Genomic DNA, 19553 nt, shown 5'->3' with positions numbered 1-19553 from the left:
GGCAGACGGGTGCCTTGGTCTAGGCGGCGAGGTGGATGCGTCCGCCTCGGATGGGGGTTTGGTGGCGGTCGATGTGGCTGGGTGGGATGAACCAGGGGATGCCGTTTTGGGTGGTGATGGTCCAGTGGTCGTCGTGGATGCGGTGGTGGTGGAAGGGGCAGAGGAGTACCCCGTTGTCGAGGTTGGTGGGGCCGCCTTGTGACCACCAGGTGATGTGGTGGGCTTCGGTGAAGGATGGTGGGTGGGTGCAGCCGGTCCAGGCGCAGCCGCCGTCGCGTTCGGCGAGGGCGAGTTGCTGTCCGCGGGTGAACAGGCGGGTGCTGGTGCCGAGGTCGAGGACTTGGGATGGGCCGCCGAGGATCATGGGGATGAGGTTGGTGTCGGCGGCGAGGCGGCGGAGGGCGCCGGCTCCGATGGGTTCGTCGATGCCGTCGATGGTGGCGGTGCTGAGGCCGGTTTCGAGGGTGTCTCGGTCGGTGCGGATGATGATGGTGACGGGGGTGAGTTCGGTGGCGGCGCCTTTGCAGCCGGCGAGGTGTCGGAAGGTCTCGGTGAGGGCGATGGCGCGTCGTCGGTCGATGGGGATGAGGGTGGGGCCGTGGGGCATGGGGTGACCGGAGTCGTCGGGGGCGTCGGTGTCGGACGGCTGCTCGGGGTTGGTGAAGTGGGGTTTGCGGGTGGTGGCGCCGATGAGGGCGTCGAGGCCGGCGCGGATGAAGGCGGCGCTTTCGGGGGCGAGTTCGGCGCGGAGGAGGGTCATGCCGGTGGGGAGTTCGTGGATGGTGCAGCGTTCGGCGCGGCGGAGGAGTTCGTCGCGGGGTTCGCGGCCGTCTTGGTCGAGGCGGGTGCGGACGAGTTTGGCGATGCGGGTGACGTCTTGCAGGGGCGCGTGTCCGGCGTGCTCGATGGCGATGACCGACGCCGTCTCGAGTTCGACTCTGGTGCAGATGCGGCCCGCGTTGCGGAGCTCCCGGACGATGACCGCGGCACCGTCGACGCTCAGGGGCGCTCTGGGTGTGCCCGCAGTGCTTGAGGGGTGGGTGTCGTCGGGGCCTGTGTCGGGATCGGATGGGTCATCGGCGGCAACCGGTTCGAGTGCTGCCGCGACTGCGGGGAACGGACATTCCTCCAGCTCGCCGAGCAACCCGCGCGGCTGCGTGATGGCGGCACCGACCTCCGCGATCGCCGCGCCTCGGGTGCGCGCCACCCGCCACCGCTCGGACACCATGACACCCGGGTTGGCGTAGCCGGCGGCGCGCACCAGGGTGCCGTCGCGGCGGGAAGGCGACGGGCGCAACGCGATCGCGCCGGTGACGCGTGCGGCGAGGACCTCGACCGCATGCTGCACGGCACCGAGCTCGTCGAGGACACGGAGGATCGCCTCGTCGTTCATGTTCTCGAGCTGCTCCGCGACACCGGAGCCTGGACGGATCGCGTCGAGCGCGCTCTGCCAGAGCGCATCGAACCCGGCCGCGGCGGCGGTGAGCGGGTTCGGTGCGGTGCTGGTCACGGGTCCATCCAAACACGGACCACTGACACTAAAACGGCCAAAGAATCAGCTTTTGATCTGGGAGTTTGTCCAACAGTTGATGCTTGCTCGGGGTGCCCTTCGACAGGCTCAGGGACCGTAGGTGGTCGCGGAGTCTGTCGAGGTGCGGGGAGGCTCCGCGACAGGCTCAGGGGCCGGCAGCGACGCGGTCGCCGAGCCTGTCGTGGCGTGGTGGAGGGGGTTGCCCGGGCGCCCTTCGACGGGCCCCCGAACACCCGTTCCCCAACCGCCGCGCCAGCTCCGCGCGTAGGATCACCGCATGCGTTCATCGGCGATCGACACGGTTCTGGCGTTCATGCGGGCGTTCCGCGAGCAGGATCGGGATGCTGCCGAGGCGCTCATGCATGCGGACTTCGTCTTCACCAGCCCGCAGGACGACCACCTCGACCGAGCGACCTGGCTCGAGCGTTGCTTCCCGACCGCCGACCATTTCGACACCCCGGGCGTGACGCTCCAGATCGTCGAGACCGACGGCATCGTCCTCCACCGCTACGAGTACGTCGTGCAAGGGAAGACGTATCGCAACCTGGAAGCGACTCGTGTCGTGGACGGAACCGTCCAGGAGGTCGAGGTCTATTTCGGTGGCGCTGTCTGAGGGGCTGGATCGAACGCGTGCATCGCGGTCGCACGGGACTGCAACGCCACATGGCCGTTCCGTGCGCCCGCGTCGCCCGCGCCCGACCATCCGGCGACGGATCGCACCTGGGCGTGTCTGACAGGATTGAGTCATGCGCATCAGTTCTCGTCGAACGACCCTGGCCGCAGCATTCGCGGTCGCCGCCCTCGCCCTCGCCGGTTGCTCCACCGGCTCCTCGTCGGATGCGGGCCGATCCTCCGCCTCGCCGACGCCGTCCGTGTCGCAGCCACCGAGCACTCCGCTGCAGGAGCACACCCTCACCGACGATGTCGACGGCACCACGGTGACCGCCCTCGCGATCGTCGACGACTTCCCGGCGCCTGCAGGCACCACCGACGGCCTGCGTCCGATGCTCGTCCAGGTCCGACTCGAAGCCGGCGACGAGTACGGCGGCAGCGTCTTCCCGCACCGGGTCTCCGTCACCACCCGTGCCGTCAACCTCGAGTACGTGACGCTCGGCCTCGGAACGCCCGAAGAGTTGAAGGCTCCGATGGCGTCGGCCGGGTACCCACTCCTGCAGGCGACACCGGCCGGTGAGACGGCGACCGGCTGGATCGGCGCCTGGGTGCGCACTGATGAGACCGAGTTCGACCTCGTCTACGACCGCCCGGAGGGCAAGGTCATCGGCGGCAGCAAGAGCGGCGAGGTCGTTCCGCCGAGCCGCGACGTCATCCCGCTCATCCCGAAGGCCTGATCCGAAGGCCTGATCGGGATTCGGGCTTGGGCGGCCGTTCGGCGATCATGCCGACGAGCGGGGTCGCTCCGGGAACACAGCGGAGGGCGGGTTGTCGACAACCCGCCCTCCGCTGCACCAGTGATGCGTCTACGCGTTCCGCTCAGCGCCTGCTGCGGCGCGTGACCGTCGGCGCGTTTCCGCGAGCACCGCGGCGCCGACGCCGAACAGGAGCAGTGCGCCGAGGGTGAGTCCGGTGAGCGCGCCGCTGTCGACGCCGGTCTTCGCCAGGTCGCCGGTGGTCGCGCCGGGTGCCGGGGCGACCGTTCCCGGAGCGGGCGACCGGGAGGGCTCCGGGGTCGGCGTGGGATCCGGGTCCGGGGTCGGTTCCGGGTCCGGCGTGACGATCGAGCTGCTCAGATCGGTTGACACCGAGGCGCTGCTGTCGACGCCGACGCCGTCGGGCCCGGTTCCGCTCGCGGTCGCCACGTTCCTGACCGACCCGAGCTCGATGTCCGTCGCCGTGATGGGGTACCCGGTCGTGACGCGGACCTGCTCGCCGGGAGCGAGGACGCCCGCCGCGCCCGGCCACTCGATGACGAACTCGGACAGCTCCGGGAGCGATGCGGTGACCGTTGTCCCGGTGAGGGTTCGCGTGCCGGTGTTCGCCGCGATGATGGCGTAGCCGATGGGGTCGCCGACCGCCGCCGGTTCGCCGACGGACGTGGTGTCTGCCGTGATGGTCACGCTGATCTCGTTCAGTCCGTCGATCGGGAGGGTGGCTGCCGCTTCGTTCGAGACCACCGGCGAGGTCGCCGCGGCTCCAGTGGCGGTGGCGGAGCTGTCGAGGCGCATGGCATCGATGTCGGTCTGCGTCAGCGTGCTCGTCGCCGTCGCCGTCGCGACCTGTCCCGGCGCGAGGACACGCTCGGCCGCGGGCCAGTCGAAGCTGAATCCGGAGAGGCCGGGAGTGGTGTCGGTGATCGAGACGTCGGAGACCGTCGCCGTGCCCGTGTTCCGGAGGGTGTACGTGTGCGTCACCGTGTCGCCGGGGGCGGGGTGGGTGCCGGTCTCCTCGAGCGCCATGGACTGCTCGAGTTCGAGCGACCCGACCGTCGCGATCGAGCGCTGGGTGATCCGCCCCGAGAACGCGGAGTACGAGCCGATGCCGAGGTCGCGGACCGTCCATGCGAGGGAGTTGTTGCCGACCGCTGCGAACGTCCAGGTGTTGCTCGCTGAGTCGTACTGCGCGGTGGCCGAGGTGACGGGCGCCGGGGTTCCGTCGAGCGACCGGATCGGGTTCTCCTGTGGTGCGCCGACGGCGATCTCGGGGAGCGCGATCACCTGGCGGTCCAGGCGGACGTAGTTCGTCGCGACCAGGCCGGCGAGCGGTGCGATGGAGGAGATGTGGTTCCCGGACAACTCGAGGGTCTCGATGTGGACCAGTTCGCGGAGCGGTGTGACGTCCTCGATCAGGTTGTCGTTGATCGTGAGCACCTGGAGCGCGGTGAGCGGGATGAAGGGCGAGAGGTCGGTGATCCGGTTGTCGTCGAGCGCCAGGGAGGTCAACCTCGTCAGGGTGCTCAACGGGCCGGCGTCGGACACGCGGTTGAGTTGCAGGTTCAGGGTGCGGAGGTTCGTGAGGCCTTGGATCGGCGTGACGTCCTCGATCTGGTTGGAGAGCAGGTTCAGGTGCTGCAGCCTCGTCAAGCTCGCCACCGGCGAGACGTCGGAGATCTGGTTGGACGCCGCCTCGAGCGAGTGCAGCGCGGTGAGTGTCGACAGCGGCGCCAGCGTGGTCAGCCGGTTGCCCTTGACGGAGAGGGCTTCCAAGCCGGAGAGACCGCTGAGGGGGCTCAGATCGCTGGCCCCGACGTCGTTGAGTCCGAGGCTCGTGAGGTTCACCATCGAGGCGAGCGGCGACAGGTCGGTCAGCGGCGCGGACTGGATGTTGAGCGATGTGAGCTGTGTCATCCCGGCGATGACCGACAGGTCGAGACTCGATGTCCCGGTGAGCGACAGGCTCGTGATCGAAGCGAGGGACGCGAGCGGCTCGACGCCGGCGGAGAGCGGCGCACGGGTGAGCGAGAGTGACGTGAGGTTGGTGAGTGACTCGATGCCGACAAGCGACTGGACGGTCGTGCCGCAGCGGAGCGTGGTCACCGTCGCAGCCTGCTCCTCGGAGATGGGCGTCCCGGATGGGAGCCCGAGCGCCTGTTGGACACAGTAGTTGAGGTTGCCATCGGCGAACGTGACGTCTGCGGCATGCGCTGGCGTGGCATTGGCGATCGCCGCGACGGCGCCGATCGCCAGCGCGGCGATGGAGCGGAGTACGGGTGCCCGTCTCCGCGGCGGAGCGGCACCGACGCCTGGGTCGGGTTGGACGAGTGAGGGAGGGGTCATGAGATTCCTTCGATGGGGGAGCTGGTCGAAGACCATGGCTCTCGCCACGGCGCGGACGGACTTCCGGCGAACGGAGCTCAGCTCACGATGAAGGATCAGTATATCAGTCTGATATGCAGAATATGTTCGGATCGAGTTTCTCGTATCACGAGGGGCGCCACCCTCCACTGCCACTTTGGCTCACGACAGGACGAGCACCCCGCCCGTCGTGTCGGCGATCAGCGCCGCGAGGCCCGCCTGGAGCGCGTCGCCCGCATGCGCGGCGACCCCCGGCAAGCCGTTCGGCGCCGCTCGGGGCTCGTCGGCACGTCGCGCGGTCGCACCCGGCCAGACCACCGCGGTGACGTTCGCCGTCGGCTCCGGCAATTGTGCGCCGATGATGAGGAACTGCTGCCCGAGATTTGACGCCGAGGAGCGGTCGGCGACGTCGAGCAGCTCCAGGCCGAGCACGACCACGAGGTCGGGGGAACCGGCGAGCACGTCTGTGAGGGGATCTCCCGTGCCGGCGCCACCGGGAGGCACCACCGTCCTGCTGACGGCCGCGCCGGTTCGCGCGCCGATGGCGTCCACCGCGGCGTCGATCTCGGGGTCGGCGCCCTGGGGCACTGCGGTCACGACGGCGACCGTGAACCCCTCCGGTGCGACGGCGTCGGCCCATGAGGCGGGCTCGGGCGTGCTCGTCGCGCCCGGCACCGACGGCGCAGCGTCGGTCCGACCGGTCGGCGCTGTCAGGACCCCTTCGGTTCCACCGGTTCCGGAGCACCCGGTCAGTGCGAGTGCGAGCGCGAAGACGGCTGCGGAGTGGAAGCGGGCGACGCGCGATGGGCGCGTGCGGGTGGGCGACATGTGGGATCCGATCGTGCAGGCGATGACGAGATGACCGACCAGGGCCGGGCGCGGAAGCAGAGGTGCCCCGCCGTCGGATCGCGGACGACCATGGACGACGGGGCACCCGCCCGAGGTCAGCCCTCGCGACGCGCGCGGGCCCGACGCTGCAGCAGCGTCAGCGCGCCACCCAACAGGAGCATGAACGCGATCGCGACGATCCCGCCGATCTCCGCACCCGTGTTCGCGAGCGGGTCGGAGCCGGACGCGACCGGCGTCGGGGATCCTGCACCCGTCCCGCTGCCGGCGCCCGGTGTGCCCGGAACGGCGGGGGCAGCGGTGACTGTCACCGAGCGGCTCGCCGTCGCCGTGTTGCCGGCGGCGTCGGACACCGCGTAGCTCAAGGCGTAGGTGCCCGGCGTCGTCGTGTCGACCGATCCTGAGACGGTGATCGCCGCGGTCAGGTCACCGTCGCGCGTATCCGTCGCCGTGACGCCGGCGAGCGCATCGAACGCAGCACCCTGTTCCACCGTGGTCTCGGTCTCAGGCAGCACGAGCTGCGGCGCGACGGTGTCCTCGCGCTGCAGGGTCACCTCGTCCACGACGCTGTTCACCGCCGCCCGGGCGGCAGAGTTGGCCTCGCTCCGGAGCGTCGTGATCGTGATGGAGTCGTCGGTCACCCGGATGTTCGAGTAGTTGCGCGTGTACTCCTGGTTGATGACCGAGGCGAACCAGGCGTCGGGCGCCTTGACGTCGTAGTACTTCGACCCGCTCGCGGAGTTGGCGGTGACGTAGAGAACCTCGCCTGGGCCCGCGGTGACGGTGCCCTGTGCGGCGGTCTCGTCCGGGTTCGCGAGCTCGCCGTCCTTGATGAGGTAGCTGCGCGTGTAGCTGTGGTCGTGTCCCTGGAGGACGAGGTCGACGCCGAGGTCGGAGATGATCGACGGCAGCTTCGCCCGCATGTCCACGATCTGCGTGTCGTTCGTGTGCGCCGCCACCGAGTAGATCGAGTGGTGGAACGCGAGCACCTTCCACTTCGCGGACGCACCCTGCTCGGCGACGACCTGCTCGAGGAACGCGGCGTGCGAGTCGTAGTCGCTGCTGTTCGAATTGATCACCATGAACAGGACGTCCTTGTAGGAGAACCAGTAGTCGCCGCCCGAGGAGGTACCGGAGGTCGCCGCGCCGGCGGTGGGGTCCAGGTTCGGCACGTTGTAGTGCTGCTCGTAGGCCTTCGAGCCGACGTCGTGGTTGCCGTTGACGGGCACGAGCGGCATGGTGCGGAGCTGCTCGGGGGCGAGGAAGGCGTTGTAGTGGTCCTCGTTGCCGGCGCGCTCGACCTGGTCACCCGCTGAGAACAGCAGTTCCGCATCGGGGTAGGCGGCCTGTGCGACGTCCAGGGTGTCGGCCCAGCCGGCCTGGTCGTCCGCCACGTTCCCGGAGGCTCCGATCTGCGGGTCCCCGACGAAGAGGAAGTCGTAGTCGCCGGAGAAGGACTTGGTCGTGAACGCCGAGACCTCCGACCATCCGTTGTCGTCACTGCCGACCCGGTAGACGTAACCGGTGCTCTCGGCGAGTCCCGTGATCGTCGCGAAGCGGTTGAACTCACCACTCGTCGTGACGCCGCCGACACCCGGCACGTTCACCGCCGACGCCTCGGGGAAGGCGTCACCGGTCATCGCGGACGCCGGTGCGACCTGAGCGACCTGGGCGACATCGCGGTCGCTGTACCAGGTGATGCCGCGTTCGCTCTCATCGGCGCCGATCGTGAGGACGACGTCGGAGATCGACACGGGTTCGTCGGCTGCGACCGGGGCGAGCGAGGTCAGGTCGAAGTAGATGTCCGAGCTCGTGGCCCGGTCCTGGTAGAGCGCGACCGCGACGGTGTTCTCGCCGGCGACGAGTGCGCCCGCCGGAACGGTGAACGTGGAGGTGAGCGGATCGCCGTTGCTGGCGCCGGCGTACATCTGGTTGCGTGACGCCTCCGGCGCCGCCTCGACCTGCTCGTCGACGAAGCCGGCGACCTTGGTGCCGTTCACGAAGACCTGCACGGCGTCGTCGTACACGATGCTGCCCTGGAGGCTGTCGAGTCCGTCGAGCTGCTCACCGGTCAGCTCGAAGTCCGAACGGAAGTGATACGTCGGCACATCGGGTGCCGCGCTGCCGTCGATGTACTGGTTGAGCAGGGTCTTCGCGGTGTACGGGCCGATGCCGGTCGCGCGACCGTTCTTCGCGCCGAAGCTGCCGTTCGCGGTCTTCCATGCGCTGTCGTCGAAGCCGCCCTGCGTCCAGACCAGGCGATCGGCGGAACCGGCGGCCGGGTCGCTCGCGTCGTCGGAGTAGCTCCAGACGGTCGACGCGGTGTCGAGGAAGGTGTCGGGGTACGAGGCCGCCTGCGCCGGTGCGGCGGCGGTGGTGCCGACGCCCACGAGGAGCACGAGCGCTCCGAGGGTGCCGCCGGCGAGTCGCGTCGCGCGGTGTCGCGAGCGGTGGCGCGTGTCAGTCGCGCCGGTGATGTCGTTCACGCAGATCTCCAGTGTTCTTCCGAGGTGCAGGCATCGCCCGAACCGCCGAGCGAATCGCAACGCTCGGCAGCCGATCACGGTACGGAGACCGGATGAATGCGCGGTTGCGGGCGGGCGACCCTGCGGTGACCGCGCGGTGACCCCGCCCGTCAGGTGTCGTCGACTCTCCCGTCAACCCCGGGTGGATCCGCTGATATTCGGTACGCTGATGGCATAGCATTCGCCGACGAAGGAGATCCCGCATGCCCGTGCCCTCAGCCAACCCGCCCGTCGAGCGTCGGTCACTCCGCGAGGTCGCGGTCGAACGCATCCGCACGGCCATCTTCGACGGCACCCTCGAGCCCGGTGAGCACCTCAACGACGGCGAACTCCAGTCCTGGCTCGGGATCTCCCGCACGCCGATCCGCGAGGCCCTCAACGACCTCGCCCGCGTCGGCCTCATCGAGATGGCCGCACAGCGGTACACCCGAGTCGCCCTGCCCGACCCGGCACAGCGCACCGAGGTCATGCAGACACTGGGCGCGATGCTCGGCGGTGTCGTCCGCGTCACCGTGCCCGGTCTCGGCGCGACGCAGAAGAAGGCGCTCGTCCGCGCGATCAACCAGGTGATCGTGGTCGTCGAGCAGCGAGACATGGCCGAGCACGGGCGACTCAGCTGGGAGCTCTTCGACGCGTTCATCGCCGCGTGCCCGAACGCCACGCTCGTCGCGGCGACGAAGGACATCATCGACGGCCTCACCTACCGGTCCTCCGCGACCCGCACCGAGGAGAACACGGACTGGGCGGCCAAGGAGCAGGGCTATCCGGAGCTCCGTGAGGCGGTCGAGGCCGGTGACGCGATCGCCGCCGAACTGGCGGTCGAGAACATCTTCCGCCTCTCCACGCAGCTGTAGCCCCCTTTCGTCGGCCACCCTCCGACAGGCGGATCCTGAGCTTGTCGAAGGGCAGGGACCAGCATCCGGTCACTGAGCCGAATTCCGGTCACTGAGCCTGCCGAAGTGCCACCGCCCGCCCGGCGAACCCGACGAGGACGACGACGCCGCCCACGAGCACCGACGTCGGCGGCAGTGTGAACATGAGGACGACGCAACCGACGGCGCCGAACACACTGACCGCGCGAGGGTACCGTCGGTGCTCGCGCGTCTGGCGGAACGCCGCGACGTTGGCGACCACGTAGTAGAGCAGCACGCCGAACGAGGAGAACCCGATCGCGCTCCGGAGGTCGATGAGCAGGACGAGGACGACGACGACCGCGCCGACGAGGAGCTCCGCCCGGTAGGGGGTCGCGAAGCGCGGGTGCACCGCGTCGAGCACCCGGGGCAGGTCGCCGGTCCTCGCCATCGCGAAGGCGGTCCGTCCGATGCCTGCGAACACGGCGAGGAGCGCCCCCAGACAGGCCGCCGCCGCACCGAGTCGCACCAGCGTCGCAGCCCACGGCCACCCGTTCGTCTCCACCACCGCGGCCAAGGGGCGCGCACTGGACGCGAGACCGTCTGCGCCGAGCGTGAGCAGCGACACGACCGCGACGGCCGCGTAGACGATCACCGCGACGGCGAACGCGATCCCGATGGCGCGCGGGATCGTCTTGGCCGGGTCGCGGACCTCCTCGCCGAGGGTCGCGATCCGCGCATACCCGGCGAAAGCGAAGAACAGCAACCCCGCGGACTGCAGCACGGCGAGCGGGCCGGCGTCGAACCCGAGCGACGCGAGCCCCGTCGAACCGGCGTCCGGTCCGACGAGGCCTGAGCCGACGACCACGGCGAGGACCAGGAGGACGGCCACCACGATCACCCGGGTCGCGGTCGCGGTGCGGGTGACCCCGAGGCAGTTGGTCACGACCACGAGGGCGACCGCGAGCGCGGCGACCGGACGACTCCACTCGGCCGGTGCAGCGTACGCGGCGAAGGCGACCGCCATGGCTGCGGCGCTCGCCGTCTTGCCCACCACGAAGCTCCATCCGGCCGCGAAGCCCCACCACGGCCCGATGAGTTCGCGGCCGTACAGGTAGGTGCCGCCGGCCGAGGGGAGTTGTGCGGCGAGTTGCGCGGAGGACATCGCGTTGCAGCAGGCGACGACCGCGGCGATCATGAGCCCGATGAGGAGTCCTGCGCCGGCGACCTCCGCCGCCGGCTGGAACACCGCGAAGACGCCGGCGCCCATCATCGACCCCAGGCCGATGAACACCGCGGCGCTCGTGCCCAGGCGTCGCTGCAGTCGGGGATCGCTCACCCGATCACGGTAGTGCCGTCAGGTGAACAGCAGGGTGCTCCGGTCACCGACCTCGGCGGACGACGGTCTGCCGCAGCACGCGCAACAGGCCCAGGAAGCCGAGGAACCCGATGAACGCCGCGATCAGGTCGAACACCCGGAGGCCGCCGGGGAGGACCGGGCCGGCACCGGTGACGACGAGGACCACGGCGATCACGAGGGCGGCGATCGAGATCAGGGTTCCCACGATCTCCGCGGTCACACCCTCCACGAGCCCCTTCGCCGGTTCATCGGCGAAGCCCTTCAGCGTCACGCCCACCGTCCCGTCCTCGAGGCCGGACAGCAGCGAGTCGAGTCGGCGCGGGAGGTTGCGGGCCAAGGCGGCGGTGACGGCGGCCTGCGCCTGCAGGGTGACCGCCGTCTGCCGGATGGACTGCGAGCGGCGGAGCAGGCGCGGGACCATCGGGAGGGCCTGTTCGAACATGTCGAAGTCGGGGTCGAGCGCTTTGAGGCACCCTTCGAGGGTCGCGAAACTGCGGAACGCGGCGGCGAGGTCGCCGGGGAGCGCGATGTGGTGCTGCCGGATGACGTCGAGGAGTCGGCTGAAGATCGAGCCGTCGCCACCCGGGCGGTGACGTTCGGTCGTGATGACGATGCCCACGTCGTGGCGCAGGGCATCGAGGTCGGCGTCCTCGGGCAGGTCCACGATGAGGAGGAGGGCGTCGGTCGCCGCGATGTCGTCCTCGCTGACGGTGGCGAGCATCACCGCGGTGAGTCGCTGCCGCTGGCTGCGCTCGATGACGCCGACGGCCCCGAAGTCGATCAGTCCGAGCGATCCGTCCTCGCGGAGGATGACGTTGCCCGGGTGGAGGTCGGCGTGGAAGACGCCGTGCACGAGGATCTGTTCGAGCACGACCTCCATGAGGCCGGTCGCGAGGGTCTCGCGTTCCTCCTTGGGGATGGTCGCGATGCGGTCCCGCGCTCGACTGAGTGGCAGTCCGTCGACGAGGTCCATGGTGAGCAGGCGGGCACCGGAGGCCGCCGGATAGACGCGTGGGACCGTGATCCGGACGCCTTCGTCGCGCTCATCGCGACGCTTCAAGGTGCTGCGGATCATCTCCACGTTGCGGGCTTCGATCCGGTAGTCGAGTTCTTCGAGCAGGGTCGAGGTGAAGGCCCGCGCAACGGAGGCGAGGCGGAGGTCCTGCCCGAACTTGGTGTGCGTCTCGGCGCGCTCGGCGAGGCGGACGACGATGTCGGCGTCTGCCTCGACCTGCACGCGGGCGGCCGGTCGCTGGACCTTCACGACCACGGGGGTACCGTCGAGCATCTCGGCGGTGTGCACCTGGGCGACGGATGCGGCCGCGAGCGGTTCGGAGTCGATCGACGCGAACACGGTGTCGATCGGTGCGCCGAGCTCGGTCTCGATGACGACCTGGACCTCGTGCCAGGGGAGGGTGGTCGCCTCGGACTGCAGGGACGCGAGGGCGCTGAGGTACGGCTCGGGCACGAGGTCCCGTCTCGTGGAGAGCACTTGTCCGAGCTTCACGAAGGTGACGCCGGAGTCGTTGATCGTCGCGATGATCGCGTTGGCGCGCTGCTCGCTCGTGGTGAGTTCGAGCTGGACGCGGGACCGGCCGTGCACGAGCCAGCCCGCGCCGTGTCGGGATGCGATGGCGAGGATCTGCAGGTATCGCCTCGTCCGTCGCCGTCGTTTGATCGCGGAGCGGACGACGTCGATCGGGTTCATCAGCGGCCGGGTCGGGATGATGACCTCGATGGCGACGAGGACACCGAGCCCGAGGGCGAAGATCCAGCCGATCGCGAGGAGGGCGACGGCGATCGCCGCGAAGGCCGCCCGAGCGTCCCCGGCCTCACCGGGCTGGACCAGGCCGGTCTGTTGCAGCAGCCAGTTCACGAACGGTGGGCCGGTGACGAACACGACGAGCCCGACCAGGATGCTGCGTGGCCAACCCACCGGGGCGTCGAGCACCCGTCGGGCGGCGAACCCGAGGAGCAGCGCCGACACGACCGCCAGCACGATGGTGAGTGCGTCAGTCAGCATCCGGCATCCCCTCGTCGGTCGAGCGTTCGTCTCGCCCCGCTCGCCAGCGTATCCGGCCCGGCTGAGCGAGCGCGAGCGCTGACCCTCCTCGGGATCCGGCGGAACGGTCCCTCTCCGCCCGGGGTTCGCTAGGGTGTCGGACGGGGACGGGGATATCTATGGGCGACCAGCGGGTTCAGAAACAGGCCGCGGCGGCGGACGGGGGCCGCCGGGAGACCTTTCGTCGCCATCAGCTCGTCGTCATCCGCGTCCTCTGCGGCGTGCTGGCGGTGCTCGCGTTCACCAGTGCGGCAGGGCTCACCCTCCCGGTCGTGCCGGCGGACGGGCCGGCGTTCAGCGCGCCCGACCGCATCACCGTGACCACCGCGGACGGAACCGAGGTCGAGCTCGAACGATTCCAGGGCCCGGTCGGTCGCTTCGGGTCGTACTCGCGTGATGATCGGACCTTCACGCTCATCGACGTCGACACCCGCTCCCGTGTCCCGGACCGCGTGTCGATCGTCGAGCCGTCCGAGCTCATCCTGTCCGACGACCTTCCTGCACGGTTCATCGCCACGGTGAGCGGGCGGGATGGCGTGGAGGACCCGAACGAGCGTGAAGCGTCACTGGCCGACGAATGGCGCATGTACGTTCCGTTGAGCGCTGGGCTGCCCGAGTACACCGATGCGCAGATCAACCGGGGCGAGGTCGCCGCTGCCGGTGAGACGGTCACCACGGACGAACCCTCGGTCCTCGCGATGGCACCCTACTACACCGATGGAGTGCAGCGTCCACAGGAGTGGGTCGTCCTGTTCGACTTCGCCGCGCTGCATGCCGCGGGCAACACCAATCTCAGCTTCCCGCTCGCTTGGTACGAGGACGGCCCGGTGGTCCCCGCCATCCGTGCCGTGGCCCCCTGGCTCGGCGTCGCCCTCCTCGGGCTCGCGCTCTTCCTCCCCCGACTGGCCCGCTCGCCGAGATCGCACAAGCGGCGCTCATCCGCCGTCTGAGGCGACATCTACTGCGCTCTCGTGGAGCGCGGCGTCACCCCGCCTGAAACCTTCCCGACGCGGCGTAGGCGTCGAACAGGCGCAGGACTTCGAGGGTCGGACCATGCGTCGGTGAAGGCGGGGCGATGAGCGGAGCCCAGCGGAACTCGACGACCTCGTCCACCTCGGCGCGGAGCGAACCGGTCCACGTGTGTACCACGAAGCACATCGCGAACGCGTGGACCCGGTCGCCGTTCGGGTACTCGAGGACGTGGTGCTCAGCGGCTGAGAGACAGGCGAACGGCTCGAGGTCGCGCTCGTCCACTGACAGACCGGTCTCTTCGATCAGTTCGATGACTGCGGTCTGCGCGAAGCTGCTTCCGGGCTCGCAGCTGCCGGCCGGGATCTCCCACAGGCCGGTGTCGACCCGCCGCTGGAAGAGTGCGTTCCCCTCGCTGTCCAGCACGAGCACCTGCGCACCGGGGAGCGCGAGGAGCCGATGCCCCACGAGCTGCCGCAGCTCCCAGAGATCGCTTCCGACATAACCCATGCGCGGGAGTCTAGGTGGCTCAGGTCCTCGGGCGAAGCGTCACCCGACGGCGTCGCGACGGCGGATGAGTTCCTGCAGTTGCTCGTCACGTCGGTCGGCGTCCGCCCTGACCATCGCACGCAGTGAGGAGTCGTACACGGACGCCGCTTGCTCCGGCTCACAGTCCAGGACGGCTGCGATGCGCTCCAACGCCTCGTCGTCCGACACCGCGCTCCCGACCACCTCGGCGATCTCGGGCCAGGACCGGCGGGCGCCGACTCGCAGCTGCTCTGCTTCGATCTGTCGTTCGAAGGCTCGGCGCTCGCTCGCGGGGTCGGCCCGGTGACGGTTCTGCTTGGCGACCTGACGCGCCACCATCTCTGCAGTCAGCTCGACCCGCAGCGGCTCGGCGAGGCGCAGGCCGAGTTCGACGACCACGACGTGCAGGTCGTAGGGGCCGGGCCGCAATGATGACGGGTCGGACTGCAGTTGCAGCTGCACCGGGACGCGGTTGTACTCCCCGGGGTCGAGCGGGACGGCGCGGCCCGCCGCGGAACCCATCCATCCGAAGGAGAACCCGGTCTCGCCTGGAGTGGTGAGTGCGCCGATGGCAAAGAACCCCTCGTCAGTGGGCGTCCATCTGGTGGTGCCCGCGTTGACGATGTCGATGACGAGCTCGCTCGGGTCGGCCAGCTCCGCGATGAACCGCGGCCATCGCAGCACCAATCCCTCTCGGCGCTCCGCTCGGCTCGGTCGCACGTCCAAGGTGTCCGGGTGCACGCGCACCACCGGAGGCCGCTCTCCCTCATGCACCTGTGCCAGGCGCCAGGTCCGGTGGTCCGCATCGACCGGCGAACCGAGATACACCGCACCGCTCTCCAACCGGCGGAGCACCCGCCAACCATCCGACGGGGCCTCAGCGGTGGTGGCGTCGTCGACGCCACAGGCCAGTTCGTCCGCCAGCGCCGAGAGTGTCGTGCCGTCGCCGGTGAGTGCGTCGCCGTCGACCTCGAGGTCCCCGATCCGGGGTGCATCATCCATGGAAGCCATGCCCGATGGTCTCACGCGACCACCGCCGCCGGCTCGGCCTCGTCGTCACCCCGCGGCGAAGGCCGACCGGCGTCCCGCGATCGTGAGCAGTAGCGCAGCGAGTCCGAGGGCGATCATGACCACCGGGAGGATCAGGCCGTCGAAGGTGCCGAGGAGGAGCGCCCCGAGGACACCGCCGGCGAAGATCGCGAGGTTGAACGCGACGGGCAGGAAGGAGTTCGCGACGTCCGAGTGCTCGCGTCCCGATCGGGTGAGCGCCGACTGCAGCTGGGCCGAGGAGCCGCCGAACGCCAGGCCCCACAGGACGGTCGCAATGAGGACGGCGACCATCGACGCGTGGCCGATCAGGAGCAGCGCGCCCGCCGTGACGAACATCGCGACGCTCCCGTGGAGCAGCGCACGCGGAGCCCGGTCGATGAGCGCCGCCGTGAGACCGATGCCCGCGATGGACGCGACACCGTAGACCAGCAGCACGAGATCGGCTCCGAGTCCCGTGCCCGAGGACCGAAGGAACGGCGAGATGTAGGTGTAGACCGTGTTGTGCGCCAGCATCCAGACGACGATCACCGCGAGGACGACAGCGACACCCGGTAGGACGAGCACCCGTCGAAGCGGGAGCCGTGCCGAGCGAGGCTGTCCGGGCGCGTCGGGCACCACCACCGCGATGGACACGAGCACGACGAGCGCGAGCGCCGTGAGTCCTCCGAACGCCCAGCGCCAGTCGAACGCGGTGCCCAGCCAGGCGCCGAGCGGTGTCCCGAGCGCCAGCCCGGCAGGCGCTCCGACGGACACGATCGACAGTGCGAGGCCTCCACGGTCGGGCGGGCTGATGCGACGCCCATAGGCGGCGAGCATGCCCCAGATCACCCCGCAGAACGCACCGGCGACGAACCGCGACACCAGCGCGACGACGACGTCCCCCGCGACCGCGGTCACGGTGTTCGCGAGGATGAGCCCGACGATCGCGCCGAGGAGGAGCGGCTTGCGACGCAGCCCACGGGTGATGGCGAGCGCCGGGATCGTGACGATGACGGTCCCGAGCGCCCACACACTGATGAACTGACCGATCAGGCCCTCGCTCGTCTCGAGATCTCGGGCGATGACCGGGAGGAGCCCTGCCGGCATCGTCTCCGAGGCCACGAGGACGAACCCCATGGCGGTGAGGGCCGCGAGCGCGAACCAGGGCATCCGGGTGGGCGCACCGGCTGTCGGGAGAGGCGACGCCCCGGCCGGAGCGTCCGGGGTCGAGGTGATCGGTTCCGCGGGGTTCACAGTGTCAGCAGCACCTTGATCGCACGACGCTCGTCCATGGCCCGGTAGCCCTCGGCGGCGTCTTCGAGCGGCAGCGTGAGGTCGAAGACCTTCCCCGGGTCGATCCTCCGCTCCCAGATCATCCGGATGAGCTCGGGGAGGAACCGTCGCACCGGCGCCGGCCCACCGTGGAGGTGCACCTCGGCGAAGAAGAGCTCGTCGAGCGGCAGCGAGACACCCTCGTGGGCGACGCCGACGAAGCCGACGTGGCCGCCCCCGCGGGTGGAGCGGATCGCCTGCAGCATGGATTCCTCGGTGCCGACCGCCTCGATGACGCTGTGCGCGCCGAGACCGCCGGTCAGCTCCGTGATCCGTGCGACACCCTCGGCGCCGCGCTCCTCGACGATGTCGGTCGCGCCGAACTCGCGGGCGAGCGCCTGCCGGTCGGCGTGACGGGACATCGCGATGATGCGTTCCGCCCCGAGCTCCCGGGCCGCGAGGACGCCCATGAGTCCGACGGCCCCGTCACCGACGACCGCGACCGTCTTCCCCGGCCCCACCTCGGCGGCGACAGCGGCGAACCAGCCCGTCCCGAGTACGTCGGACGCGGCGAGCAGCGAGGGGATGAGCTCCGCGTCCGGCTGCCCCGGCGTCGCCACGAGCGTGCCGTCGGCGTGGGGGATACGGGCGAGCTGCGCCTGCGTGCCGGCGGCGACCGACACGAACTCGGCGTGCACGCACTTCGACTGGTACCCCGCCTGACAGATCTCACAGGTGTTGTCGGAGGTCACGAAGGAGCCCACCACGAAGTCGCCGACGGCGATCGTCCGAACGTCCTCGCCGACCTGCTCGACGACACCCACGTACTCGTGCCCCATGTTCGTGTGGTCGACGGGCTCGACCCCGCGGTACGGCCACAGGTCGGAGCCGCAGATACAGGTCGCCGTGAGCCGGATGACGGCGTCGGTCGGGTCGATGACGGTGGGGTCCGGACGGTCCTCGACCCGGACGTCGCCGGGCGAGTGCATGACGACTGCGCGCATGTGTGCTCCTTCTGTCGGGTGGTGCAGGCGACCAGTCAACGCCCGGGGCGACGCGGGAGGGAGTCCCGCCTGAGAGGTGTACCGAGAGGGCACCTGTCGGTTCGCCGCGAGGACGTATCGTCGGAGGCATGGACGATCGAGCAGACGTACGCGAGTTCCTCATGACGCGTCGGGCACGGCTGACCCCGGAACTCGCCGGCCTCACCGCGGGCCCCAACCGTCGGGTGACCGGGCTGCGGCGTTCCGAGGTGGCGGCGCTCGCCGGGGTCAGTGTCGAGTACTACGCGAAGCTGGAGCGCGGAGCCATCGCCGGAGCGTCCTCGACCGTCCTCGACGCCATCGCCCGGGCGCTCCAGCTCGACGAGGCGGAACGCACCCACTTGTTCGACCTCGCCCGCGCGGCCGACGGCGTCCCACTCTCCGGTCGACCGCGTCGCCGGGTGGCCAAGAACCCCGCGACCCGGGCGAGCCTGCACTGGATGCTCGATGCGATCACCGACGGCATCGCCTTCGTCCGCAACACCCACCAGGACCTCCTCGCGACCAACGAGCTCGGGCGCGCGTTCTACTCACCGGTCATCGGCGACGGCGGGCGCACCCCGAACCTCGCGCGGTTCCAGTTCCTCGACCCGGCCTCCCGTGACTTCTACCCCGACTGGGACGTCTTCGCCGAGATGTGCGTGTCGGTCATGCGTGCCGAGGCCGGCCGGGACCCGCACGACAAAGGACTGCACGACCTCGTCGGTGAGCTGTCGACCCGGAGCGACGCCTTCCGCACGCTCTGGGGAGCGCACAACGTGCGCACGCACGGCACGGGCACGAAGCGGTTCAACCACCCGATCGTCGGCGAGATGACCTTCGCCTACGAGGAGCTCGCGATCACGGCCGACCCCGGTCGCGTCGTGCTCGTCTACACGGCGGAGCCCGGCTCGCCGTCCGCCGAGCGACTGCAGTTGCTCGCGAACTGGGCGGCGTCCCAGCGGCAGGCTGCGCAGCGTGACGGTGCGGCGGTCACGAACGAGCCCGACACCAGCGAGGCCGGACGGGCAGGGGGTCGCTGATGGCGCGCATCCTGGTGACCGGTGCTGCCGTCGGCCTGGGGCTCGGCGCCGCGACCGAGCTGGTCGACCACGGGCACGAGGTGCTCGTCCACGCACGGAGCCTCGCCCGCGCCGACGGTGTCCGGCTGCTCGACGAGCCCTCCGCGCACCTCGTCACCGGTGACCTCACCACCCCCGACGGCGTCCATGAGCTCGCGGAGCAGGTCGCCGCAGCCGGTCCCGTGGACGCGATCATCCACAACGCCGGCGTCCTCGACGGAACGGCCGTCCTGCCGGTCAACGTGGTCGCGCCCTACCTGCTCACCGCCCTCGTCCCCGCGCGGCGACTCGTGTTCCTCAGCAGCAGCATGCACCGCGGCGGTACCGCGACGCTCGACGGTCTCGACTGGTCGGGCTCCACGAGGACGACGAGTTACTCCGACAGCAAACTCCTCGTGACGGTCCTCGCGGCGGCCATCGCGCGAGTGCGTCCCGGGGTGTTCAGCAACGCGGTCGACCCGGGGTGGGTGCCGACACGGATGGGCGGGCCGAACGCGCCCGACGATCTGGAACTCGGGCACCGGACCCAGGTGGCGCTCGCCGAAGGGCGCGGCGCCGACACCTCCGGATACTGGCACCACCAGCGACGCGAGGAGCCGCACCGCGCGGTCCGAGACGAGGCGTTCCAGGACGAGCTGCTGCTCGCGCTCGCCGAGCACACGGGCGTGCCGCTGCTGCCGTGACTCCCACGAGAGCGTAGTGCACGCGCTCACGGGGCGAATTCGAG

General features: G+C 70.1%; 16 protein-coding genes. 6 read left to right on the top strand and 10 right to left on the bottom strand.

The genetic code is table 11. The annotated features are described in order from the left end of the window. Positions 1-19: 19 nt before the first annotated feature. Positions 20-1510 carry an HNH endonuclease signature motif containing protein gene (locus tag AC4PMY_RS14730; RefSeq protein WP_491623077.1) on the bottom strand — a complete coding sequence of 497 codons (1491 nt, stop codon included), beginning with the start codon at positions 1508-1510 and terminating at the stop codon, positions 20-22. A 298-nt stretch (positions 1511-1808) separates the two neighbouring features. Between AC4PMY_RS14730 and AC4PMY_RS14725 the strand changes: the two genes are divergently transcribed. Both AC4PMY_RS14725 and AC4PMY_RS14720 read left to right on the top strand, forming a co-directional pair. Next, positions 1809-2144 carry a nuclear transport factor 2 family protein gene (locus tag AC4PMY_RS14725; protein WP_064294943.1) on the top strand — a complete coding sequence of 112 codons (336 nt, stop codon included), beginning with the start codon at positions 1809-1811 and terminating at the stop codon, positions 2142-2144. Positions 2145-2277: 133 nt separating this feature from the next. Further along, positions 2278-2880: a hypothetical protein gene (locus tag AC4PMY_RS14720; RefSeq protein ID WP_064294942.1), complete on the top strand. Its 603-nt coding sequence runs from the start codon at positions 2278-2280 to the stop codon at positions 2878-2880. Positions 2881-3009: 129 nt separating this feature from the next. Here the strand turns inward: AC4PMY_RS14720 and AC4PMY_RS14715 are convergent, their stop codons facing one another. The 3 genes from AC4PMY_RS14715 to AC4PMY_RS14705 all read right to left on the bottom strand — a co-directional run bounded on the left by AC4PMY_RS14715 (position 3010) and on the right by AC4PMY_RS14705 (position 8612). Then, positions 3010-5262 (bottom strand): DUF7507 domain-containing protein, encoded by a 2253-nt coding sequence (locus tag AC4PMY_RS14715; protein WP_064294941.1) that lies wholly within the window; start codon positions 5260-5262, stop codon positions 3010-3012. A gap of 180 nt (positions 5263-5442) precedes the next feature. Beyond that, a complete protein-coding gene (locus AC4PMY_RS14710) occupies positions 5443-6108 on the bottom strand; it encodes a hypothetical protein (RefSeq protein ID WP_064294940.1) in 666 nt (221 codons plus the stop codon). 116 nt (positions 6109-6224) lie between these two features. Beyond that, positions 6225-8612 carry an immunoglobulin-like domain-containing protein gene (locus AC4PMY_RS14705; protein ID WP_491623076.1) on the bottom strand — a complete coding sequence of 796 codons (2388 nt, stop codon included), beginning with the start codon at positions 8610-8612 and terminating at the stop codon, positions 6225-6227. A gap of 242 nt (positions 8613-8854) precedes the next feature. Between AC4PMY_RS14705 and AC4PMY_RS14700 the strand changes: the two genes are divergently transcribed. Beyond that, positions 8855-9505, top strand: a complete 651-nt coding sequence (locus tag AC4PMY_RS14700) for a GntR family transcriptional regulator (RefSeq protein ID WP_064294938.1) — start codon at positions 8855-8857, stop codon at positions 9503-9505. 88 nt (positions 9506-9593) lie between these two features. On the opposite strand, the gene AC4PMY_RS14695 is transcribed toward AC4PMY_RS14700, so the two are convergent. Then, positions 9594-10841 (bottom strand): APC family permease, encoded by a 1248-nt coding sequence (locus tag AC4PMY_RS14695; protein ID WP_064294937.1) that lies wholly within the window; start codon positions 10839-10841, stop codon positions 9594-9596. 43 nt (positions 10842-10884) lie between these two features. Next, positions 10885-12885, bottom strand: a complete 2001-nt coding sequence (locus tag AC4PMY_RS14690; RefSeq protein WP_064294936.1) for an ABC1 kinase family protein — start codon at positions 12883-12885, stop codon at positions 10885-10887. A gap of 158 nt (positions 12886-13043) precedes the next feature. On the opposite strand from AC4PMY_RS14690, the gene AC4PMY_RS14685 reads away from it, so the two are divergent. Continuing rightward, positions 13044-13874: a hypothetical protein gene (locus tag AC4PMY_RS14685; RefSeq protein ID WP_064294935.1), complete on the top strand. Its 831-nt coding sequence runs from the start codon at positions 13044-13046 to the stop codon at positions 13872-13874. Positions 13875-13908: 34 nt separating this feature from the next. On the opposite strand, the gene AC4PMY_RS14680 is transcribed toward AC4PMY_RS14685, so the two are convergent. From AC4PMY_RS14680 to AC4PMY_RS14665, 4 genes are read right to left on the bottom strand one after another with little or no spacing between them, the layout of a single operon-like run. Continuing rightward, positions 13909-14403, bottom strand: a complete 495-nt coding sequence (locus AC4PMY_RS14680; protein ID WP_491623075.1) for an NUDIX domain-containing protein — start codon at positions 14401-14403, stop codon at positions 13909-13911. A 39-nt stretch (positions 14404-14442) separates the two neighbouring features. Further along, a complete protein-coding gene (locus AC4PMY_RS14675) occupies positions 14443-15423 on the bottom strand; it encodes a hypothetical protein (RefSeq protein ID WP_491623074.1) in 981 nt (326 codons plus the stop codon). A 54-nt stretch (positions 15424-15477) separates the two neighbouring features. Beyond that, a complete protein-coding gene (locus AC4PMY_RS14670) occupies positions 15478-16704 on the bottom strand; it encodes an MFS transporter (RefSeq protein WP_491623073.1) in 1227 nt (408 codons plus the stop codon). Continuing rightward, a complete protein-coding gene (locus AC4PMY_RS14665; protein ID WP_064294933.1) occupies positions 16701-17726 on the bottom strand; it encodes a zinc-dependent alcohol dehydrogenase family protein in 1026 nt (341 codons plus the stop codon). Before AC4PMY_RS14665 ends, AC4PMY_RS14670 begins: the two co-directional genes overlap by 4 nt. 128 nt (positions 17727-17854) lie before the next feature. On the opposite strand from AC4PMY_RS14665, the gene AC4PMY_RS14660 reads away from it, so the two are divergent. Both AC4PMY_RS14660 and AC4PMY_RS14655 read left to right on the top strand, forming a co-directional pair. Continuing rightward, the gene (locus AC4PMY_RS14660) at positions 17855-18787 is read left to right on the top strand and encodes a helix-turn-helix transcriptional regulator (protein WP_064294932.1); all 933 of its coding nucleotides are present in this window, start codon (positions 17855-17857) and stop codon (positions 18785-18787) included. Next, on the top strand, positions 18787-19509 hold the full coding sequence (locus AC4PMY_RS14655) for an SDR family NAD(P)-dependent oxidoreductase (RefSeq protein WP_064294931.1): 723 nt from the start codon (positions 18787-18789) through the stop codon (positions 19507-19509). The genes AC4PMY_RS14660 and AC4PMY_RS14655 overlap by 1 nt, the downstream gene beginning before the upstream one ends. The last annotated feature ends 44 nt before the right edge of the window (positions 19510-19553 follow it).

It is taken from the genome of Plantibacter sp. MDV22-iso1 (genome assembly GCF_058408345.1).
Note: the sequence above shows the minus strand (reverse complement) of the source record. Positions and strands in the feature narration are given on the sequence as shown.